15 protein-coding genes and 1 pseudogene are annotated in these 19,952 nt (G+C 69.6%); 12 read left to right on the plus strand and 4 right to left on the minus strand.

Annotated features, from left to right (window positions below):
* Positions 1-528 precede the first annotated feature (528 nt).
* The 10 genes from ACZ6MZ_RS15930 (at position 529) to ACZ6MZ_RS15975 (ending at position 15,983) form a co-directional block, all read left to right on the plus strand.
* Positions 529-1,155: a hypothetical protein gene (locus ACZ6MZ_RS15930; RefSeq protein WP_469352373.1), complete on the plus strand. Its 627-nt coding sequence runs from the start codon at positions 529-531 to the stop codon at positions 1,153-1,155.
* A 37-nt stretch (positions 1,156-1,192) separates the two neighbouring features.
* Positions 1,193-3,856 (plus strand): helicase associated domain-containing protein, encoded by a 2,664-nt coding sequence (locus tag ACZ6MZ_RS15935; protein ID WP_469352374.1) that lies wholly within the window; start codon positions 1,193-1,195, stop codon positions 3,854-3,856.
* 166 nt (positions 3,857-4,022) lie between these two features.
* Complete coding sequence (locus ACZ6MZ_RS15940) at positions 4,023-5,900, plus strand: ATP-dependent nuclease (protein ID WP_469352376.1); 1,878 nt, start codon at positions 4,023-4,025, stop codon at positions 5,898-5,900.
* A 2-nt stretch (positions 5,901-5,902) separates the two neighbouring features.
* Positions 5,903-7,645, plus strand: coding sequence for a UvrD-helicase domain-containing protein (locus ACZ6MZ_RS15945; protein WP_469352378.1), 1,743 nt, complete (start codon positions 5,903-5,905; stop codon positions 7,643-7,645).
* Positions 7,646-7,844: 199 nt separating this feature from the next.
* Positions 7,845-9,242, plus strand: a complete 1,398-nt coding sequence (locus tag ACZ6MZ_RS15950) for a TniQ family protein (protein ID WP_469352380.1) — start codon at positions 7,845-7,847, stop codon at positions 9,240-9,242.
* Between the two features lie 187 nt (positions 9,243-9,429).
* Positions 9,430-10,161 carry a TnsA-like heteromeric transposase endonuclease subunit gene (locus tag ACZ6MZ_RS15955; RefSeq protein WP_469352382.1) on the plus strand — a complete coding sequence of 244 codons (732 nt, stop codon included), beginning with the start codon at positions 9,430-9,432 and terminating at the stop codon, positions 10,159-10,161.
* Positions 10,162-11,174: 1,013 nt separating this feature from the next.
* Positions 11,175-12,263 (plus strand): transposase, encoded by a 1,089-nt coding sequence (locus tag ACZ6MZ_RS15960; RefSeq protein ID WP_469352384.1) that lies wholly within the window; start codon positions 11,175-11,177, stop codon positions 12,261-12,263.
* A 74-nt stretch (positions 12,264-12,337) separates the two neighbouring features.
* A complete protein-coding gene (locus tag ACZ6MZ_RS15965; protein WP_469352919.1) occupies positions 12,338-13,315 on the plus strand; it encodes a TniB family NTP-binding protein in 978 nt (325 codons plus the stop codon).
* 425 nt (positions 13,316-13,740) lie between these two features.
* Positions 13,741-13,947 (plus strand): hypothetical protein, encoded by a 207-nt coding sequence (locus ACZ6MZ_RS15970; RefSeq protein WP_469352386.1) that lies wholly within the window; start codon positions 13,741-13,743, stop codon positions 13,945-13,947.
* Positions 13,948-14,297: 350 nt separating this feature from the next.
* The gene (locus tag ACZ6MZ_RS15975) at positions 14,298-15,983 is read left to right on the plus strand and encodes a glycoside hydrolase family 99 protein (RefSeq protein WP_469352387.1); all 1,686 of its coding nucleotides are present in this window, start codon (positions 14,298-14,300) and stop codon (positions 15,981-15,983) included.
* Positions 15,984-16,145: 162 nt separating this feature from the next.
* On the opposite strand, the gene ACZ6MZ_RS15980 is transcribed toward ACZ6MZ_RS15975, so the two are convergent.
* The 3 genes from ACZ6MZ_RS15980 to ACZ6MZ_RS15990 are packed head-to-tail and all read right to left on the minus strand — an operon-like array spanning position 16,146 to position 17,324.
* A complete protein-coding gene (locus tag ACZ6MZ_RS15980; RefSeq protein WP_469352389.1) occupies positions 16,146-16,445 on the minus strand; it encodes an integrase core domain-containing protein in 300 nt (99 codons plus the stop codon).
* Complete coding sequence (locus tag ACZ6MZ_RS15985) at positions 16,442-17,122, minus strand: IS3 family transposase (protein WP_469352390.1); 681 nt, start codon at positions 17,120-17,122, stop codon at positions 16,442-16,444. Before ACZ6MZ_RS15985 ends, ACZ6MZ_RS15980 begins: the two co-directional genes overlap by 4 nt.
* Complete coding sequence (locus ACZ6MZ_RS15990; protein ID WP_469352392.1) at positions 17,016-17,324, minus strand: transposase; 309 nt, start codon at positions 17,322-17,324, stop codon at positions 17,016-17,018. The genes ACZ6MZ_RS15985 and ACZ6MZ_RS15990 overlap by 107 nt, the downstream gene beginning before the upstream one ends.
* 420 nt (positions 17,325-17,744) lie before the next feature.
* On the opposite strand from ACZ6MZ_RS15990, the gene ACZ6MZ_RS15995 reads away from it, so the two are divergent.
* The gene (locus tag ACZ6MZ_RS15995; protein WP_469352393.1) at positions 17,745-18,719 is read left to right on the plus strand and encodes a glycoside hydrolase family 6 protein; all 975 of its coding nucleotides are present in this window, start codon (positions 17,745-17,747) and stop codon (positions 18,717-18,719) included.
* Positions 18,720-18,790: 71 nt separating this feature from the next.
* Here ACZ6MZ_RS15995 and ACZ6MZ_RS16000 read toward each other — a convergent pair whose 3' ends face one another.
* Positions 18,791-19,432: a hypothetical protein gene (locus ACZ6MZ_RS16000; RefSeq protein ID WP_469352395.1), complete on the minus strand. Its 642-nt coding sequence runs from the start codon at positions 19,430-19,432 to the stop codon at positions 18,791-18,793.
* Positions 19,433-19,748: 316 nt separating this feature from the next.
* Here ACZ6MZ_RS16000 and ACZ6MZ_RS16005 point away from each other — a divergent pair.
* Positions 19,749-19,890, plus strand: a pseudogene (locus tag ACZ6MZ_RS16005) (IS5/IS1182 family transposase); the annotation flags it as partial.
* Positions 19,891-19,952: the final 62 nt, after the last annotated feature.

Consider the following 19,952-nt stretch of genomic DNA (forward strand, 5'->3'; position numbering starts at 1 on the left):
CCCGCGGAGCGGGTACCACATCGCTGCGCGATGTGCAAGCGGGGCGGTCGCTGCGCTCCCGCTGGCCCTCGCGATGCGAGGGCGGTCCCCTGCGCTGCGCTCCGGTGACTGGTGGGGCCGGCCGCTGCGCGGCCTGGCAGGCCGCGCGATGCGCGGTTGTGGTTGTGGTTGACGGTGCGCCAGTTGAGGCTAGCCGGGTTTTCGGTGCGGGAGTTGGGGAGTGCTTCGCACTCCTGGGCGGGTCCGCTGCGCTCCCCCGCCTGACGGTCCTTCCGGCTGCGCCTCCAGAACCTTGGGGCTCGCTGGCGCGGGCCGGGCTGGTTGTGAGGGGTGGGGGTCGCTCGTTCGTGTGGGTTCCAGTGTACCGCGTGCATCAGATTGATGCAGCATGTACCGTTGGCGGAAACACGGGACACCCCTCAACCACCCGGGAACTCCCCGGAATTCCGAGAGGAACGACCGCAGATGACCGGTCACCACGAATCTACCGGACCCGATCGCGCGCTGAGCAGCGATTCTGTGTACCGGGTGAGCCAGTATCAGGCGGCGGGCACCAACGCCCGGTTGAGGCTGTTCACGCTCCTGGAGGCGCAGGGCGTGCCCGCGAGCGAGGCGGACGACCTAGTGGCCGCGCTGGAGGCCGGAGCGGTCGCCGGGGCGCAGAGCGAGGTAGTCGAGCTGGACGGCATGGCGCCGGCCTCTCGGGGTGAGCTGTTCGCGGACGGCTGGGACGAGGGCGTGACGGCCGTGAGCGAGGCCCTGGTGGGCATCGCGGACCGGGACTGGTCCCGGCGTGGCGGCCGGTCAGCCGGGGCCGCTGAACTGGCCGTACACCTCGCGGACGTGAGGCAGCGTGAGCGGACGGACCTGGTGCGGCTGGAGAAGTTCGTCAGGGAGACCGTCCTGCCGCGTACGCACCCGCACACCACGCAACGCCGCCGGGCGCTGGAGGCGCTGGGCGAGGCCGGCGGTCTGTGCACCGCTCGAACGGTGAATAGCGACGGGGATTACGTCGTCTGCACGCTCGATGCCGGTCACTACGACCCGGACAACAAGCTGCCCTTCAAGGACGGAAAGCCCGGCGGCTGGCACAAGGCGGATGCGTCGATCTGGAACGACACGGGCGCGGCCTGCATTCCGCACGCGGCCCTCTGAAACACCACACGAATTCAGCGCTCAGGGAGGCAGGTAAATGTCAGCGATTCCGCTCAAAGAACACCAGGTCGACCAGAAGTATGCATTCCGTGACTGGGTTGGATTCCCTACAAGATCTTTTGTGCCGCCGGAGGGGGCGCGTGCCACGGGGGTGTCGGCGACCGGGTCCGGGAAGACGATCACCACCGCAGCGTGCGCCCTGGAGTACTTCCCGGACGGCCGGTGCCTGGTCCTGGTGCCCACGCTGGACCTGATCGTGCAGACCGCGCAGGCGTGGCGGCTGGTCGGGCATCGTGCGCCGATGGTCGCGGTGTGCAGGGTGGACAACGATCCGGTGCTGAACGAACTCGGGGTACGTGCCACCACCAACCCGATCCAGCTCGCCCTGTGGGCCGGGGAAGGGCCGGTCGTCGTCCTGGCCACCTACGCCTCCCTGGTGGACCGTGAAGACCCGACCGATGTCACCGGGCTGGGGAAGGTCCGTGGGCCCCTGGAAGCGGCTCTGGCGGGCGGGAGGAACCTGTTCGGGCAGAAGATGAGCGGCTTCGACCTCGCCATCCTGGACGAGGCGCACATGACCGCCGGGGACATGGGCCGGCCCTGGGCCGCGATCCACGACAACCAGCGGATCCCCGTCGACTTCCGCCTCTACATCACCGCCACCCCGAGGATCCTCGCCTCCCTGAAACCGCAGCGCGGCCGGGACGGCCAGGAACTGGTGATCGCCTCCATGGAGGCCGACTCAGCCACCTACGGCCGCAGGATTTTTGGCCTCGGGCTCGCCGAGGCGATCGAGCGGACGATCCTCGCCGGCTTCGAGATCGACGTCCTGGAGATCCGCGACCCCGACCCGATCCTCGGGCTGTCCGAGGACGCCATGCGCGGCCGCCGCCTCGCCCTGCTCCAGGCCGCCCTGCTGGAACACGCGGCACAGATGAACCTCCACACCGTCATGACGTTCCACCAGCGGGTCGAAGAAGCGGAGGCGTTCGCCGAGCAGATGCCGCGTGCCGCCGCCGAGCTCTACAGGGCCGAAGCCTCCGCCGCGGCTCTGACCAAAGCCGAGAACCTGCCCGTCTCCTCCATCGACGCCGAGCTGTATGAACTGGAAGCCGGCCGCCATGTCCCGCCGGACCGGGTGTGGGCGGACTGGCTCTGCGGGGACCATCCCCTCGCCCACCGGCGCGGCGTGATCCACCGGTTCGCGAACGGCATCGACGTCGCCAACCGGCGGGTCCACCGGGCATTCCTCGCCTCCGTACGCGCCCTCGGAGTCGGAGTCGACATCAGAGGGCTGCGCGGGGTCGAAGCCGTCTGTATCGTCGGCTCACGCAGTTCCCAGGTCGACGTCGTCCAGAACATCGGACGAGCCCTGCGCCCCAACCCGGACGGCAGTACAAAGACCGCGAGGATCATCATCCCCGTCTTTCTCCACCCCGGCGAAGACCCCAGGGACATGGTCGCCTCCGCCAGCTACCAGCCCCTGGTCGACATCCTCCAGGCCCTGCGCTCGCACTCCGAGCACATGGTCGAACAGCTGGCCTCCCTCGCTCTGACCCGCGGTGAGGAACGCCGGCGCCTCCATGTCAGCCCCCCAAACCGGACAGCGCAGGGAGTACAGGACGGTGACGACGCCGAGGAACCCGACGAGGCGCAGCAGGAGGTCGACCGGGTCACCTCGATCGTGGTCAACTTCGCCGGGCCCCGGGACGCGGCCGACGTCGCCGCCCTGACCCGCTGCCGTGTCATCCGGCCCGAGTCCCTGGTCTGGCTGGAAGGCCACCAGGCGATGATCCGCTGGCGGGCCGAGAACGAGATCACCGGTCTGCACGCCGTCCCCTATGACGCCGAAGTCGCCTTCGGGGACACGAAGAACTACCCCGTCGGCCGGTGGGTCCACCAGCAGCGACGCGCGCAGCGCGCCGGCGAACTTGACCCCCACCGCAAGGAACTCCTCGACGACGCCGGCATGGTCTGGGAGCCCGGCGACGAAGCCTGGGAGAACAAACTCGCCGCCCTGCGCTCCTACCGGCGGGCTACCGGACACCTCGCACCCCGGCAGGACGCCGTGTGGGGCGAAGGTGAGGCGATGGTGCCCATCGGGCAGCACCTGGCCAACCTCCGCCGCAAAGGCGGTCTCGGCAAGGACCCCGAGCGAGCGGCGGAACGCGCGCAGCAGCTGGCCGCGATCGATCCGGACTGGAACTGCGGGTGGCCGCTCGACTGGCAGCGGCACTACCGCGTTCTCTCCGACCTCGTCGACGCCGACGGCGTGCTGCCAGACATCCAGCCCGGCGTGCTCTTCGAGGGCGACGACCTCGGACGATGGCTCACGCGTCAAAGAGAAGCGAGCGCTTGGACGCAACTCTCCGCCGAACAGCGGGAGCGGCTGACCGCGCTGGGCATCAAGGCCGCTGCGGCCCCGCCTCCCGCCCCGGCGGCGACGTCCGCGACGAAGGGCCCGAGCAAGGCGCAGCAGGCGTTCCAGCGAGGTCTGGCGGCCCTCGCGCAATGGGTGGAACGGGAAGGCGCCCACCGGCCGGTCCCACGGTCCCATGGGGAGGAGATCGCGGTCGACGGCGAGGCAGAGCCGGTGGTCGTGAAGCTGGGCGTATGGATCTCCAACACAAAATCGAGAAAGGGCCGGCTGGACACCGACCAGCTCGCCGCACTCGCGAAACTGGGCATGGACTGGACGTGACCACCGCCTGGCCAGCCAGGCGGCCGCAACGCGGCCCGCCCTCTGACCACCTCCGCCGTCTCCACGAGAGCTGTTGAAAAAGCGGATAGACCACGTCGTACCGGCCTACGATTATCTGATCTCTGTTGCACTAGGTGACAAGTCATGGTGGGGGCGAGCGGTGTACGTGGCCGAGGTGCTGGTGGAGCGGTTCCGGTCGTGCGAGCGGGTACAGATTCCGCTGCGGCCGGAAGTGACGGTGTTGGTCGGGGAGAACAACGCGGGCAAGTCGTCCGTGATCGATGCGCTCAGGCTGCTCACGGACCCCCTGGACGGGCGGCGCGTACGGTATTTCGAGGAGTCCGATGTCCTCACCACCGCGACCGCGCAGGGCGGCCCCAGCCTGCAGCTGGACGTGGCCGGCATCGGCCCGCGGGAAAGCGGCGCGTATCTGGAGGCGCTGCTGCCCCAGGGGGCTCCTGACAGCCGTACCGCCCGGTGGCAGGTGTGCTGGACGCCGCCGCAAACGGGCGGGCGGCGTGGAAGCACGGTCTGGGCGCAGGGCGCGGGCCTTCCGGTCACGGGGGATCCTCCGGCGCGGGGCGGTGTGCGGCATGTCTATCTGCCAGCGCTGCGCGATGCCGAGCGGGAGCTGGCCTCGGCGGGCGGGGATCGGGTGCGGATGATCCTTCGCGGGCTGCTGGGCGATGACGAGCAGGTCGATGCCTTCGTGGAGCGGATCGGCACGGAGCTGAAGAAGGTGGCTGCGGACCCGGACGTGGTCAAGGTCAGCGAGAAGATCAACGAGTTGCTGCGGGATCTGACGGTCGGTGCGCATCCCCAGGCGAGTGAAATGTCCCTGGCCGAGCCGACATTCGCGTCGATCGCCCGGTCGCTGCGCATGTTGCTGGGTGATGTCTCCGCCGAGCCGTTCCCGTTGTCGGCCTCGGGGCTGGGTTACGCCAACACCCTGTTCATCGCCACGGTGATGGCCGAGCTGGACGCGGCGGCGGAGGCGGATCTGACCGTGCTGCTGGTCGAAGAGCCCGAGGCGCACCTGCATCCGCAACTGCAGACCCTGCTGCTGCGTTACCTGCAGCGGCGGGCGCGCGCCTCGCGCCGGCAACCGTCGGGGGATCCGGCTGAGCCGGCCGGGCATCTGCAGGTGGTGGTCACCACCCACTCCCCCATCCTGTCGGCCGCGGCGAGCGTTCGGGACCTGGTGGTCATGGCGCGCTGCCCGGGTGAGTTGTCGGACGGCTGGCAGGCGCGGCCTTTGCCCATTCCCCGGCTGCAGTTGAGCCCGGACCGGGTGCGGCATCTGGACCGCTATCTCGATGCCACGAAGAGTGCTCTGCTGTTCGCGTCGCGGGCGATCCTCGTGGAGGGTATTTCCGAGCTTCTGCTGCTGCCGGCTCTGGCCGAGCGGGTCCTCGCCTCAGACGAGGGCGCCGATGTGCCAGCGAAGCGGGAGGCGTTCGAGGCGGTGGAACGGTTCTTCGGCACCACCCGGGTGATCGTGGACGGAGTCGGGTTCGAGGTCTATCTGCGGGTGCTGCTGGCGCCCGTGGACGGCATCTGTCTGGGCCGGCGGGTTGCCTTGATCACCGACACGGACGTGGCGCCCGATCAGCCGGAACCACCACGGCTGCAGTCGCTGCGGAAGCTGCCGCGCGGCTGGCATTCTCCTGGCGAGCTGCACTTGGCCGCGGCGCCGAGGACGCTGGAGCCGGCCTTGTGGTCGGAGAACAACATCACCGCCTTGCGGGCGGCGTTCCTGCGCTGCGCGCCGCACTCGCAGGAACGTTGGGAGCAGGTCGTAGAGGCGACGGATCCCGCCCTGGCGTTCGGGGAGCTGTTCGTCCCGAAGACCAGCCGGACCGTCACCGGCACGGACGGAGAAATCCTGAAGGGCACCGAGCTCTCCAAGGGCCGGTTCGCGCAGGAACTCGCCGACGTGCTGGCCGACCGGGTGGTGCCGTTCACGGTGCCTGACTACCTGGCGGGTGCCATCCGTTTCATCACCGTCCAGGACACGAGCACGCCTGCAGTGGGCGCGCCATGACAATGCCTCAGCAGACAGACACGGTGCGGGCCGACGCCGAGAAGCAGCAGCAGGCCGCCATGGCCGTGGCCGCGCCTGCCTACGTGGCCGCCTGCCCGGGTGCGGGCAAGACGCATGTGATCACCAACCGGCATCTGCAGTCGCCCCGGCGGCGGCTGCGGAAGGGGCGGGCACTGATCTCGTTCACGCGGGTGGCGCGGAATCAGATGGCCCTGCGCTGCCGCTCGGCGGGCCGCGCCGATCTGGTCCAGGCGCCGCACTTCATCGGCACGCTCGACTCGTTCCTGTGGGAGTTCCTGGTCAAGCCGCGGCGGGCGGCCCAGCCGGCGCCCTGCCTGCTGGAATCCTGGGCGAGCATTAAGGCCCCGGTGGAGGGCACGGACCGGGAGATCAACCTGCACCGCTTCCCCATGACGGTAGATCCCTCCTACAGCGAGGCGCGCGAGGCTGTTGCCTGGGACAAGCTCGACTACGACACCCGCCAGCTCATCAAGGACAGCTCCTACAGCCGCGCGCAGTGGGAGAAGAAGATCTTCGAAACCCGCAAGGCGTGGTGTGACGAAGGCTATTTGACCGGCCACGAGGCGCGGGTCCTGGCCCTGTGGAACCTGCGCCACGCCAAGACCGCCGCCGCTCTGTTGCCCCCGCTGCTCTCCCGGTTCGCGGAAGTCGTCGTCGATGAGGCACAGGACTGCTCCGCCGCCGACCTGGCGATCCTTCAGCTGCTGCACGACGCCGGCCTGCCGCTGGTTCTCGTCGGCGACCCGGACCAGGCCATCTACGCCTGGCGCGGCGCCGAACCCCAGGCTCTCCAGTCCTTCGCCGCTCAGCTCTCCCCCGCCCCGCACCGCCTGACCGGCAACTGGCGCAGCTCCCCGGTCATCTGCCGGCTCGCCTCCACCCTGCGCACGGGGCAGCGCCCGCCGGACACCTCCGTGGTGCGCGACAACGACATCCCCGTCCTCCTGCTGCCCACCCGGTTCGCCGACTCCGGCGGCCGGCACCTGCACGCCCCGACCGGTGCTGGCATCGCCGACGTCTTCCGCACGCTGGCCGAGGAGTGCGCCGTCCCGGCCAAGGACTGCCTGGTGACCGCCTACAAGTACGCCACCTTGCCGGGCATCACCCGGGAGAAACCCAACACCAAAGCAATCACCAGCCTGGCCTGGGCCCGCACCGTCACCCACACCCCGAGCGCCAGCGGCGATGACCTCGCCCGGGCCTGCGCGGTCGCCGTGCGCGTCCTGTTCGGCTACTGGTACCCGGGCGAGACCGGCGGCCCCGACCGCATCATGGCCAGCCACCGTCTCTCGGCCGGACAGGTCAACCGCACAGCGTTCGCCTTCCTGCACAGCCTGCCTGCGCCCCACCCGGAATGGGGGCCGAAGGTCTGGCAGGCCATGAAGGCCTGGCCCGCTCTGCCTGGGGCTGCTCCGCAAGGTGGCAAGGGCCGCCCCGCCGGAAAACCCACCGTGTCGCGCCTCCAGGTGGCCACCGGTATCCGGACCAACATCGTCCACCAGCTCAAGGGCGATGAAGCAGACGGCGTCCTGCTGTTGCTGCCCGATGCCGGAAGCGTCCAGCGCTGGGCCACCGCAGACCCGGCCACCGACGAGGTCCTGCGTGTCTGGTACGTCGCCGTCACCCGCACCCGCCGCCTGGCCGCCATCGCCCTGCCTCAAGCAGAGGTCGACGCGCTGGCGCACCTGCTGGCAGGGTTCCGGGTGCCAATCCGCACCGTCTGATCTGACCCCCTTCCATCTGAGCCAAAGGTCTGGGGCCCGGGAAAACAGGCCCGCGGCGGACGGCGTCCGGCACCGTCGTCAGTGAGGGCACCCATCTGTAGTCGGTCTGCGAGGCGAGAATCCGGTGTGCAGGCGCGCTTCATTAAGCATCCGTTGCCACAACCCCCGCCCGGATCGGTGAACACGAGACCATGGTGGGGTGATCCGTATCCCCGGCCTCCTGCGGACCGCTCCCCTGCTGGGGGAGACGACCTCGTCGCTGATCTGCCGCATCGCCAGCCGCTACGGCATGGAAGTGAAGGTGTTGCGGGCGTGCTGGAAGTGGCGCAACGACCCGCCTGGGCACGAAGGCGGAGGCGCGCGGGCTGACGCCGAGGTGCTGATTAACGCGGCCGGGCGGCAGCTCCTGGCAGGCCTGTGCGGCGTGGAGGAGGACGTGCTGGCGCGGGCGTTGCCGTCCTGGGCGGAGGAGGACGCCAAGCTGCCCGCCGAAGAGAGCGAAGTGCCGACGGCGGCGTGGCGGATCAGCGGCGCGGTCTCCGGGCCGGTGGCGTTCGTCTGTCGTCTGTGCACGGCGCGGCGTACGGGGACGGTCGTGCGGGTGGTGCGGTACGTACCGCTCTGGTCCCGGGTATGTGTCCGGCACGGGCGGTGGCTCCTGGACGCGGACGCCGACCAGCCCCACGAGTACCTGGACGTGCGGCATCTGCCGGAGATGGCCGCGGCGCAGCGGCGGTGGGTCGGGGTGGCGCGGCGGGCGGTGCGGGCCGGGGCCGAGCCGGAGCGGGTCTTCGCGCTGGCGTATGCGGTGGTGGCCCGGTGGTGGGACCAGGCCCTGCACTGGGAGCGGGAGACGGCCTGGCCGCGGCGGCTGCATCAGGTGGCGGGCGGTGATGCCGGGGGTGATCTGGAGTGGTGGCGGGTCGTGGGGCGGGACGCGGTCGTCTTTCCCGAGGTGGTAGCGGTGGCCGATGCGTTGTTGGATCCGGGCATGGGTGAGCTGGTGTGGGTGGACAGTGGTGCGGGGCGGCCGCGGGCGCTGCCCGCCGACGGGCTGTTCTGCCGCCGGCTCGGGGAGCGGGTGGGGCGCACGTGGCTGGGGCCATTGGCGGCGACGGATCACGGCGGTCCGCTGATCGCGTGGATGGGCAGCGTCATCCGTAGGCGCCGCACAGTCGGCGGCCCGGCCGGGTACGCGGATGATCCGTGGTGGATGCGCCGGGAACATCAGCCGGTGACGATGGCCGGGCAGTTGCGGGTGCTCGGCAAGGAGAAACGGGCGCCGGGCTCGGGGACGATGTGGCGGGCGTCGGTGCCCGCAGAACAGCGAATGCTGATCGCCCGTGCGATCGAGAGTGCCGAGGAGCAACTCCACCAACTGTGCGGGGTGCAGACCGGGCCCACCGCCGACGTTACTCGGCAGCTTCTGGGCAACCTCCGCCACAGCGCGGTCCTGATCGAGAACGCCTGGAAGCGGACCGCTCTGGCCGCCGCGAACGCCGGGGTGCCTTTGGAGGAGGTCGCCCAATGGGCGGACACGCCCATCGAAACGCTCAGGAGCATGCTGACCGCGGGCCAGCAAGAAGACAACGGCTGAGAGCCACAGGCCGACGGGTGCGTCGGCTGTTAGCTGATACGGCACTCGTTTGTGGCAGGAATCCTGAAAACGGCGGCGCACCGGGGTGGGAGCGGCTTGGCTGACGCGGGTGATCAGCACAGGAGCGGCCCGGTCCGGGGGCCGGGCAGGACGAGTTGCCGTGGATCGTGGGAGCGGGTTCGAGGCGGTGTTCCTCGATCCGGTGGGGCAGTCGGTTCAGCAGCGGTGGGGGGATGCCGCCATGACCGTGGCGTTCGAGGAGTTGCCGCCGGTGTCGGTGTTCCCGGTGATCCCGGGGCGGCGGTGGGGGCCGGGTCTGTGGTGGTCGGCGACCACCGGGCGGCACGTGGCCGCGGGGTCGAACTCGATGCGTACGCAGCTGATGGTCCTGGACCGCGACCCTGACGTGACCGGGTTCGCGGGGCGTCCGGTACGGCTGGTGTGGCGCGACGGACAGGGACGGGTGCGTTCCTGGGTGCCGCAGCTGTTCGCCCGGTACCGCGATGGCACGGGTCTGCTGGCCGACTGCCCCAGTCACCCGGAGGCCGGCGGCGAACGCGCGGTGAAGGCGGCCGAAGCGGTGGGCGTGGCGTGTGAGGAGATCGGCTGGGCCTACCGGCGCCTTGCCCCGCTCGACGACGTTCTGGCCGCCAATCTGAAATGGCTGGCCGGCTACCGCCACCCCCGCAACGCCGGCCGCCCCGGCCTGACGCCCGCGGTTGTGGAGGCGTTCGCGCGGCCGCAGCCGCTGATCGAGGGCGCCGAAGCGGCCGGCGACCTGCTCGAGATTCTCCCCGCCGTCTTCCACGCCCTGTGGCACGGGCGGGTGACGGCAGACCTGGATGCACCATTGCATGAACGCGTCTTGGTCGGCTCTCCGGGCTGGAGCAGTCCGGGCACGGCGGGAGGTGCCCGGTGACCGCGCGGCGCAACGCCCGGCCGGCCGGCCGTGAAGGTCGGCGCGCAGGTCCGCTTCCGCGGTGCGAAATGGCAGGTGGTCGCCCTGTCCGGGCAGACCGTTCACCTCGTCGGCCCGGACGGCGGTGGCGAGGCCGTGCTCGCCGGTTACCTGTTCGCCGATCCCGGCTTCAGCATCATCGGGGCCGAGATGCCCCAGGCGGCCCCGCAGTGGGGGCTTTTCGAGACCGCCCCCGCCGCGGCGCGGGAGAAGGCCCTGGCCTGGCAGCGGCACGTGAGAGAAGTCGAATGCGGCCTTGGCGGCGGGCCCGGATGCGAAGGGGCGGTGCGGGAACAGTACGACCCCGCACGGCACACGCTGGCCAAGCGGGAACAGGCCAAGGCCGAGGAGCTGACCGCCCTGGGGTTCGGACGGGTGTCGCGTACCACGGTGCAGCGCATGCGCCTGGCCTACCGCAAGCAGGGCCTGTGGGGGCTCCTCGATCACCGCACCACCCGCGCCTCCAGCCCTACCGGGCGTTCCGACGAACGGGTCGTCGCCGCCGTCCGTGAGGCGCTGCACCGCCGGCGCGGGCGTTCCAAGGGCACCATCAACGGACTGTTCCCGCTGATCAACCAGATCCTTCAGGAGTGGCACGGCCCCGGTGCGGTGCCTGCCCCGTCCCAGGCCACGCTGTACCGGCTCGTCACCACGCTCGCCCGCCCCGGCGAACTGCCCAGTGGTCCGGTGCGGCAGGTGCCCGCGAGCTTCGAGGGGCGGGCTTTCACCCCCGCCACCGCGCTGCGGCCGGGCGAGCAGGTCCAGATCGACGCCACCCGCCTGGATGTCCTGGCCCTCTTCGACGACGGCACCCTCGCCCGCCCCGAGCTCACCATCGCCGTCGATGTCGCCACCCGCGCCATCCTCGCCGCCGTGCTGTGCCCCAGCGCGACCAAAGCCGTCGACGCGGCCCTGCTGCTCGCGGAGATGGCCGTCCGCACCCCGCTCGCCCGACCTGGCCGGACATCCTGCGCATGGACCGCGCCCGCGTACTGCCTCACCAGCGGCTGGCAGCCCTGGACGAGCGCCTGGCCGGTGCGGCGGCCCGGCCGGTCGTCCTGCCCGAGACGATCGTCGTCGACCGGGGCAAAATCTTCGTCTCCCGGGCGTTCACCGCCGCCTGCGAGAGCCTCGGCATCAGCGTCCAGCCCGCCCCACCGCACGCCCCCACCGCGAAGGGCATCGTCGAGCGCACCTTCGGCACCATCAACCACCTGTTCTGCCAGCACCTGCCCGGCTACACCGGATCCGATGTCACCCGCCGCGGCCCCGACACCGAGAAGGACGCCTGCTACAGCGTCGCCCAGCTGCAGGACCTGCTCGACGAATGGCTGGTGCACTACCACCACCGGCCCCACGAAGGCCTGCGCCACCCGATGATGCCCAAGAAGGCCCTCACCCCGAACCAGATGTGGGCCGTCCTCGTCGCCGTCGCCGGATACGTGCCCGTCCCGTTGACCGGGCGCGACTACCTCGAGCTGCTGCCCGTGCGCCGGCAGGCCATCACCGCCTCCGGCATCCGTATCCACCACCGCACCTACGACGCGGACCTCCTCGCCCCGCACCGCGGCCAGCCCTCCCCCATCGCCGGCCGCGGCGGGAAATGGGAGATCCACTACAACCCCCACGATGTGCGCCAGATCTGGGTCCGCCTCCCCGACGGCGAACTCACCGAGATTCCGTGGATCCACCGCGGCCACGTCCACCAGCCGTTCGACGAACGCACCTGGCAGCACATCAGAACCCTCGCCCTGCACGGCAACCACGGCGACGCCGAACAGTACGAAGCCGACCTCGCCGACACCCTCGACCAGCTCATGCGCCGCGTCCACAGCGGCCACGCCACCAAAACGGAGCAGGCTCTCCTGGCCCGCACCGCTCACGTCCCGCTCCCCGCAGCCCGCGATTCGGACCACGACACCGAAGCACCCGCCGACAGCCCGGCGCAGCAGGACGACGACAGCATCGACGACCTCGATGACCTGCCCGACGACGACAGCCGCCCCGCCCCGGCTGCCGGATTCGGGCTCTACAACGCACACGAAGAAGCCGCCACATGGTGAACCGAAGCCAGAGAAGCGCGGGCAGCACACAAGACGGCGCCGACGACAGCGGCGGAGCCGAGCTGTCCTGGCCGCTGACCACCTGGCAGGGCTGGCACCGTTTCGCGACCACCGACCCCGTCGTCCCTCCCCGGCCCGGCGACGCGCCCCGCAGTACGGAGGAACGCCTGGCCTACCACTCCGCGTTCGTCACCATCCGCACCCCCGCCATCCACGCCCTGGCCACCCAGGTCCGCACCCTGATGATCCTCGGCCGCCACCAGCAGACCACCGCACGGCCCTCCCTGATCGTCACCGGACCCGCCGCCGCAGGGAAAACCACCGCCCTCCTGAACGTCGGCCGCACCTGCCACCTCGCCCACACCCGAAAAAACCCGCCGCCACCGGGATCAGCGCACGCCGCGGTACCCGTCGCGTATGTCCTGGTCCCGCCCGGCGCGACCGCGAAAACCCTCATCACCGAGTTCGCCCGCTACCTCGGCATCCCCATAACCGCGCGCATGACCCAGACCCAGATCACCGACGCCGTCTGCCACACCTACACCCAGGCTGGTGTCCAGTTGGTGATGATCGACGAGATCCACCGCCTCAACCCCCGCACCACCACCGGCGCCCAAACCGCCGACCTCATCAAAGACCTCACCGAACGCCTGGCCGCGACATTCGTCTACGCCGGCATCAACGTCACCGACACACCCCTCTTCACCGGCACCCGCGGCGCCCAACTCGCTGGACGGGCCACCCTCGTCGACTGCGGCCCCCTACCCGCCCGCCATGGTCAGACCCACCCCTTCACCGACGTCATCACCGACATCGAGAACAACCTCGACCTCACCCACCACAAAGCCGGCACCCTCCCCCGCCACGCCGCCTACCTCCACCAGCGCACCGCGGGCCGCATCGGATCCCTCACCCGACTCATCCGCCAAGCCGCCATCACCGCCATCTGCGACGGCACCGAACGCATCACCAAAACCACCCTCGACGCGGTACGACTCGACCACCTCGCCGAAACCCAACACCGCCCCCACACCCGCACCCGAAGCCGCTAACCCCACCCATCAGACAGACAGAACAACCCTGACCAGCACAAACACCAATCGGGCCTTTACACGCCAGAACTACCTACAACACACCCAGCCACTCTCAGTACGGAACACATAACGCCAGCTCAGATACCCCGACCCAGCTGCCCGAGCCGCCAATTCCACCTCTCGGCGAACCAGCAACACACCAGGCCAGCCGCCTCGCCGTACACCAACAAACCCCCCTCCCAGCGTCACGTGGCCACCTTCAACGCTCCGAGCGCAGCACATCGCCGCGGAAATTGTTCGTCGACCCCGCCGGGTTGGTCTTGCGCTTCCCCGCCATCAGCTCTGCTCCTTCGTCACTCGCGGCCGGCCACCGGCCGGACGCCGGGCCGGCCCGGCCTTGGAGGGAATCCGATGATCTCCTCCCATACGGAGCGTCGGCCTCGGTGGCGGAGCCGGTGGGCGGGGGCCAGGTCGTGGGGGTGCAGACCGTGCACGTGTGGCGGCAGGGTATGACCAGCGCGGATCTCCCGCCGGTCTACCGGGACATCGTGGACGTGGTAGACGACGCGCCGGGGCCGGTGCAGGCGAAGCAGGTCGTGCCCAGGATCGGCCTGCCGGCCCTGCAGGGCGACAACTATCTGAGGCTGTAGCCGGACGAGGCCCGGACGATCACGGTGCCTGGCCCGCCGAGGCGCTTGCTTCGGGCCGGCCGCGGCTGTCGCTCGATCGATACAGCGTGCCCGCCGTCTCGGTGAAATGCCTGATCCACGACTGCCGTTGCACGGACTCCTGTGTCTCCGACTCCCGTACTCCCGCAGGTTTACGTACCCGTCTTGAAGAGAAATTTCGCTCAATCTGTCAGCTCCTGACGTCGGTTGGTCGAAAAATTTCGGTTCCTCGTCTTGCTCATGACCTTCCGTGTCCCTACGTTGAGTGGCGTTCGCACCACGCGCCGGGACGTAGGGACACGGACCGGACCGAGCCGATTGCGAGGAATCCCATGGCTGTTTCCCGACGGACCGTCATCGCGTCCGCACTGGCAGGTGCCGGAGCGGCTGCGGGCCTGGGGGCCCAGGCCCAGAGCGCACAGGCGGCGGCCTCCCCGCCGGGAGATGTCGTCGGCAAGATCACCGTCGGCTACCAGGGCTGGTTTGCCTGCTCCGGTGACGGCGCGCCCATCAACGGCTGGTGGCACTGGTCGCAGAACTGGGGCCAGTCGCCCTCCCCGACCAATACCGCGATCGTGAGCTGGCCCGACGTACGCGACTACACCCACACCTACCGGACCGCCTATCCGGCGCTCGGCAGCGGTCAGCCGGCCACGCTGTTCTCCTCGTACGACCAGCAGACCGTCGACACCCACTTCTCGTGGATGCAGCAGTACGGCATAGACACCGCCGCCCTCCAGCGCTTCAACCCCAACGGTGGCGAGGGCGCGACGAGGGACGCCATGGCGGCGAAGGTGCGCAGCGCCGCGGAGAAGCACGGGCGGAAGTTCTACATCATGTACGACGCCACCAGCTGGACGAATATGCAGCCGGAGATGAAGGCGGACTGGCTCGAGAAGATGAAGGCGTACACGGCGTCGCCCGCCTATGCCCGGCAGAACGGCAAGCCGGTGGTGGGTATTTGGGGCTTCGGCTTCAACGAGCCCAACAAGGCTTGGTCGGCGCCGGTCTGTCTGGATGTCGTCAACTGGTTCAAGGCGCAGGGCTGTTATGTGATGGGCGGGGTGCCCACCCACTGGCGGAGCGGCAACGAGGACTCACGGGCCGGGTACCTGGACGTGTACCACGCCTTCGACATGCTCTCGCCCTGGATGGTCGGCCGGATCGGGACCATCGCGGACGCCGACAACTTCTATACCAACGTCAACTCGCCCGACCAGGCACATTGCGACGCCCATGGCATCGACTACCAGCCCTGTGTCCTTCCCGGTGATCTCCAGTCGGGGCACCGTGCGCACGGCGATTTCATGTGGCGGCAGCTCTACAACATGTGCCGGCTCAGGGTCGCGGGGATCTATATCTCCATGTTCGACGAGTTCAACGAGGGCAACCAGATCGCGAAGACCGCCGAGAACTCCTCGCAGATCCCGGTGGGTTCGGGTATCCGGGCCCTGGACGAGGACGGTACGGCCTGCTCGTCGGACTACTATCTGCGGCTCACCGGGGACGGTGGGCGGATGCTGAAGGGCGAACTGGCACTGACCCCGGTCCGCCCCACCCCGCCGGGCGGCACGACTCCGCCGCCGACCGGGGACCTGGCACTGCGCAGGCCCGCGAGCGCGAGCAGCCAGACGCAGAACTACGCCCCGGGCAACGCCGTCGACGGTGACAGCAACAGCTACTGGGAGAGCGCCAACAACGCCGCCTTCCCGCAGTGGATCCAGGTCGACCTCGGCTCGGTCAGCCCGGTGAAGCGCGTCGTCCTGTCGCTGCCCCCGAACCCCGCCTGGGCGACCCGTACCCAGACGCTGTCGGTCCTCGGCTCGACGGTGGCCGACGGGGGCATCATGTCCCCATTGAGCGCCTCGGCCGCGTACGTCTTCAACCCGGCGAGCGGCAACACCGTGACGGTCCCGGTCGCCGTGGGCTCGTCGGCGCGGTTCGTACGGATCCAATTCACCGGGAACAGCGGCTGGCCGGCGGGGCAGCTCGCGGGACTGAGCGTGTACGCGGACTGACGGGGCGTGCTGATCGCCATGATGCTGGGCGGGGCGGTCGCCGTCGGCTGATGGGAGCACATCTACCCGGTCGCCGGACCGTACGCCACGCGGATCGCGGCGGAGGCCGGTGTCCTGGGCGCTGAGCTTGTTCCGCTTTGGCGGACACCATTGGTGTGGTGGTCAGGCTGCGAGTGCGGTCTCATAGTCGGCGGGGCTGAGGTAGCCGCGGCTGCTGTGCAGGCGGTGCACGTTGTACCAGCTCTCGATGAAGTCGAAAATCGCGGTGCGTGCGGCGGTCCGGGTGGGCCAGGCGGTCATGTCGAGCAGTTCGCGTTTGATGGTGGCGAAGAACGATTCGGCGAGTGCGTTGTCCCAGCACTGCCCGGTGCGGCCGACCGACAGGCGAACTCCGAACTGGTCCGCCAGAGCTGCGAATTGCTGGCTCGTGTACTGGCTTCCGCGGTCCGAGTGGAAGATCACGGGACGCATCGGGCGGCGGTGGCGGCAGGCGGCGGGGTGAGGGCATCGGCGACCAGATCGGTGCGCATGTGGCCGGCGGTCGCCCAGCCGACCACGCGTCGTGAGGCGATGTCGATAACGGTGGCCAAGTAGAGCCAGCCCTCATCGGTCGGGATGTAGGTGATGTCGCCGCACCAGCGGGCATCCAGCCCGGCGGGGTCGGGCTGGAAGTCCCGCACGATGAGATCGGGGCGGGTGGCGGCCCGGGGATCGGGGACGGTGGTCAGGTGCCGTCGTCTGGGGTGCCGTCCCTGGAGACCGGCTGCACGCATCAACCGTGCGACACGGCGGCGGCCGCATCCGGCGCCGTCGCGCTTGAGAGCGGCATGGACGCGTGGGGCGCCATAGGTTCCACGCGACCTCGTGTGGACGGCGGTGATCTGCTCAGTCAGCTCGCTGTCGCGGACCGCGCGGCGACCGGGGGCGCCGGTGCGGCGGGCATAGTAGGCGGCTCGGGAGACCTTCAGTAGCTCACACGTCCGTTTGACGCTGTGGCCTGCCGTTTCTCCGCCCCGATGAACGGATGCACCGTCACCGGGTCTCCTTCGCGAAGAAAGCCGTGGCCCGCTTGAGGATGTCGACGTCCTCGCGCAGCCGGCGGTTCTCCCGCCGCAGCGCGGCCAGTTCCTCACGTTCACTGCTGGTCAGACCGTCCCGCTCGCCCGCGTCGACCTCGGCCTGCTTGACCCAGTCACGTACCGCGGTCTCCGTCAGATCGAAGTCCTTCACGATCTGACCAACCGAGCGGTCACCTCGTCGGCACAGCTCAACGATCTCGGCCTTGAACTCCGGCGTGAACGAACGGCGAGGCCGAGGCTTCTTCTTCCCCATGCTCTCCATGATGGACATCCTCCCGGGGCAGAACCCCTGATCTCGGATGTCCGCCAAAGCGAATCAAGCCCAGTCGATCAAGGCCGGCCACTGGGCATCCCACATCCGCCGGCCACACACCGGAATGCAACAGCACCAGCACAGGACCGTCTCCGGCCACCTCATGACAGAGCGTCATCCGGCAGACCCTACGCAGCGGCTGCTCGGGACGCGTCCCGATTAACGCCCGCCACCGCCCCGCCCCTCATCCCGCGGCCCTCACCGAACTCATTGACAGCGAACTGCCCCCCTGTCACTGTCTCGTCTGACAGCGGCAGTTCTCGGAGGAAGCCCCGAGGGGACCGCCGCTCGATCCTCCCCCCACCCCCGCGTCTCCCTCGCAGCTGAGTCACCGCCGATGTGGGAGCGCTCCCAGAGAGGGCTGCACTCATGCGAAAGATGATGCGCACGCTCGTCACGTCGGCATTCGCGTGCCTGCTCCTGCCCCTCGGCACCGGGCAGGCCGACGCCGGCGTCCTGGCCGATCCGATCGGCATGACCAGCGGGTTCTACGCGGACCCGAACTCGACTCCGGCCGCATGGGTCGCGGCGAACCCCGGCGACGGACGGGCGCCGGCGATCCGGGACAACATCGCCTCGCGCCCCATGGCCCGGTGGTTCGGTTCCTGGAGCGGTGACATCGGGGCCGCGGTGGGCTCCTACGTGGGAGCCGCGGACGCCGCCGACAAGCTTCCCGTCCTGATCGCCTACAACATCCCCGGCCGCGACGCCTGTGGCGGCCACTCCGGCGGCGGGGCGGGTTCTCCGGCGGCGTACCGCACCTGGATCTCCGCCTTCGCCTCGGCCATCGGCGGGCGACCGGCGCTGGTGGTGATCGAGCCCGACTCCCTCGGTGATTACAGCTGTCTGTCCCAGCAGCAGATCGATGAGCGCAACGCCATGCTCAGAGACGCCCTGGCGCAGTTCTCCGCGCACGCGCCCAACACGTGGACGTACCTGGATGCCGGAAACCCCGCCTGGATCGACGCGGGCACCATGGCCCGGCATCTCGACGGCGCCGGGGCCCGACAGGCGCACGGCTTCTCGTCGAACATCTCGAACTACTACGGCAACGGCCGGAACATCAGCTACGGCAACGCCATCAACTCGGCGCTGTCGGCGTCCTACGGTTACACGAAGCCGTTCGTCATCGACACCAGCCGCAACGGCAACGATTCCAACGGCGAGTGGTGCAACCCCGCCGGGCGGAGGACCGGGGCCGTCAGCCAGACAGGCGGCGGAGCCGAGATGCTGCTGTGGCTGAAGACCCCCGGCGAGTCCGACGGCAACTGCGGAGTCGGCGCCGGCTCCGTGGCCGGTCAGTTCCTCCCGGAAGTCGCGTACAAGATGATCTACGGATACTGAGACCGCCCGATTCGTCACTGTGGGCTGCTTCCTCCCGGTCGCAGCCCGCAGTCATCGGTCCCGTCCCGGGCTCAGGCGATGCGGCCCGGTACCGCGGGGACGCTGGGTGGAGGTTCTCGCGGCGGCTGAACCAGTTCGGGCCGAACGTGGTGATCACTTCGCTGGCCGGGTTGCCGGCGATCCTGCGGCCAGTACTTGACGGAGTACGGCTTGGTCACCGTGTGGAAGAGGGCAATGCGGCGGAGCAGGCCGCTGGCGACCCACGCGTGGTCTGCTTGCTCCTCCCACCAGGTGGGGTCTGCGGCCAGGTAGGCAGATTCGAGCGGGGTCAACGCGGGCGCGTCCCACAGCGGGACGAGGTCGTCGTCATGGCATGAGGCCCGGTGTTCGGTGACGATGGTCCGCCACTGCTTGGAAACCGGTCCGGTGAGGGTGACGCGGGCGTCGGTGCCTGCCAGGCCGAGGTGGAGACCGGCCGGGTCGATCCCAAGGAGCCTGACCCCGGCAATGCCTCCCGGCTCCCGACCTTCGTCCTCGTCAGGCCCGGTGTGCTGGGTGGGCAGGAGAGCTTGAAGGCAGTGCTCCGACAGCGAGTGCTCGGGGCCGAGCTTGGGATCGACCTCCACGGCCAGGTGGTCGGCACTGGGACGGACGTGCGCGATGCCGGCGGGGTGGGCGCAGTAGTCGATCGTGCCGCCCAGTCGCTCGAACACGGCGGCCTCCAGGCGGGCCTTGGTCCCGGCTGACGGCCGGCACCGGGTCTTGCCCCTGGAAGGCTTGGAGGTACTGGAGGCTGGCCTGGTGCCCGATGCCGGTGCAGCGGGAGCGGTAGCGGGCCTTCTGCGTGAGGATGTGTGCCGTCAGGATGGCCCACCGGTACAGCTGACCGGCCGCCGCAGCAGCTCATTCATTCGTCCGTGACGGCACCAACGGGCTTCCTCTACCGCTGAGCGCCCGGTGGGTGCACGGCATCGCACCCGGCGCTCAGCGGCCGGCTTCTGGCCCGCGGTTCGGGTCCGGCTGCTGGGGGCGGTGCGGACCATGTCGTGGCTGACCGGCTACCACAGGCTCAACCACCGCTACGAACGCCAACCCCCGCAACTACCTGGCCTTCCTCGGCCTCGCCGCCACACTCTGCTGCTACAGACGACTTGTCCGCCTCACCACATAGGGCACCGTCTAAGAAGTCATCTCAATTGGTTATTACCAACGGAGATAGTCGCTGGCAGACGG

Source organism: Streptomyces sp. NPDC042201, assembly GCF_055582185.1.

Bases quoted from the DNA above. Each gene is read 5' to 3' on its own strand.
- ACZ6MZ_RS15995 (WP_469352393.1), top strand. From the start codon at position 17,745: ATGCGAAAGATGATGCGCACGCTCGTCACGTCGGCATTCGCGTGCCTG.
- ACZ6MZ_RS15975 (WP_469352387.1), top strand. From the start codon at position 14,298: ATGGCTGTTTCCCGACGGACCGTCATCGCGTCCGCACTGGCAGGTGCC.
- ACZ6MZ_RS15960 (WP_469352384.1), top strand. From the start codon at position 11,175: ATGGACCGCGCCCGCGTACTGCCTCACCAGCGGCTGGCAGCCCTGGAC.
- ACZ6MZ_RS15990 (WP_469352392.1), bottom strand. From the start codon at position 17,324: ATGGAGAGCATGGGGAAGAAGAAGCCTCGGCCTCGCCGTTCGTTCACG.
- ACZ6MZ_RS15935 (WP_469352374.1), top strand. From the start codon at position 1,193: ATGTCAGCGATTCCGCTCAAAGAACACCAGGTCGACCAGAAGTATGCA.
- ACZ6MZ_RS15945 (WP_469352378.1), top strand. From the start codon at position 5,903: ATGCCTCAGCAGACAGACACGGTGCGGGCCGACGCCGAGAAGCAGCAG.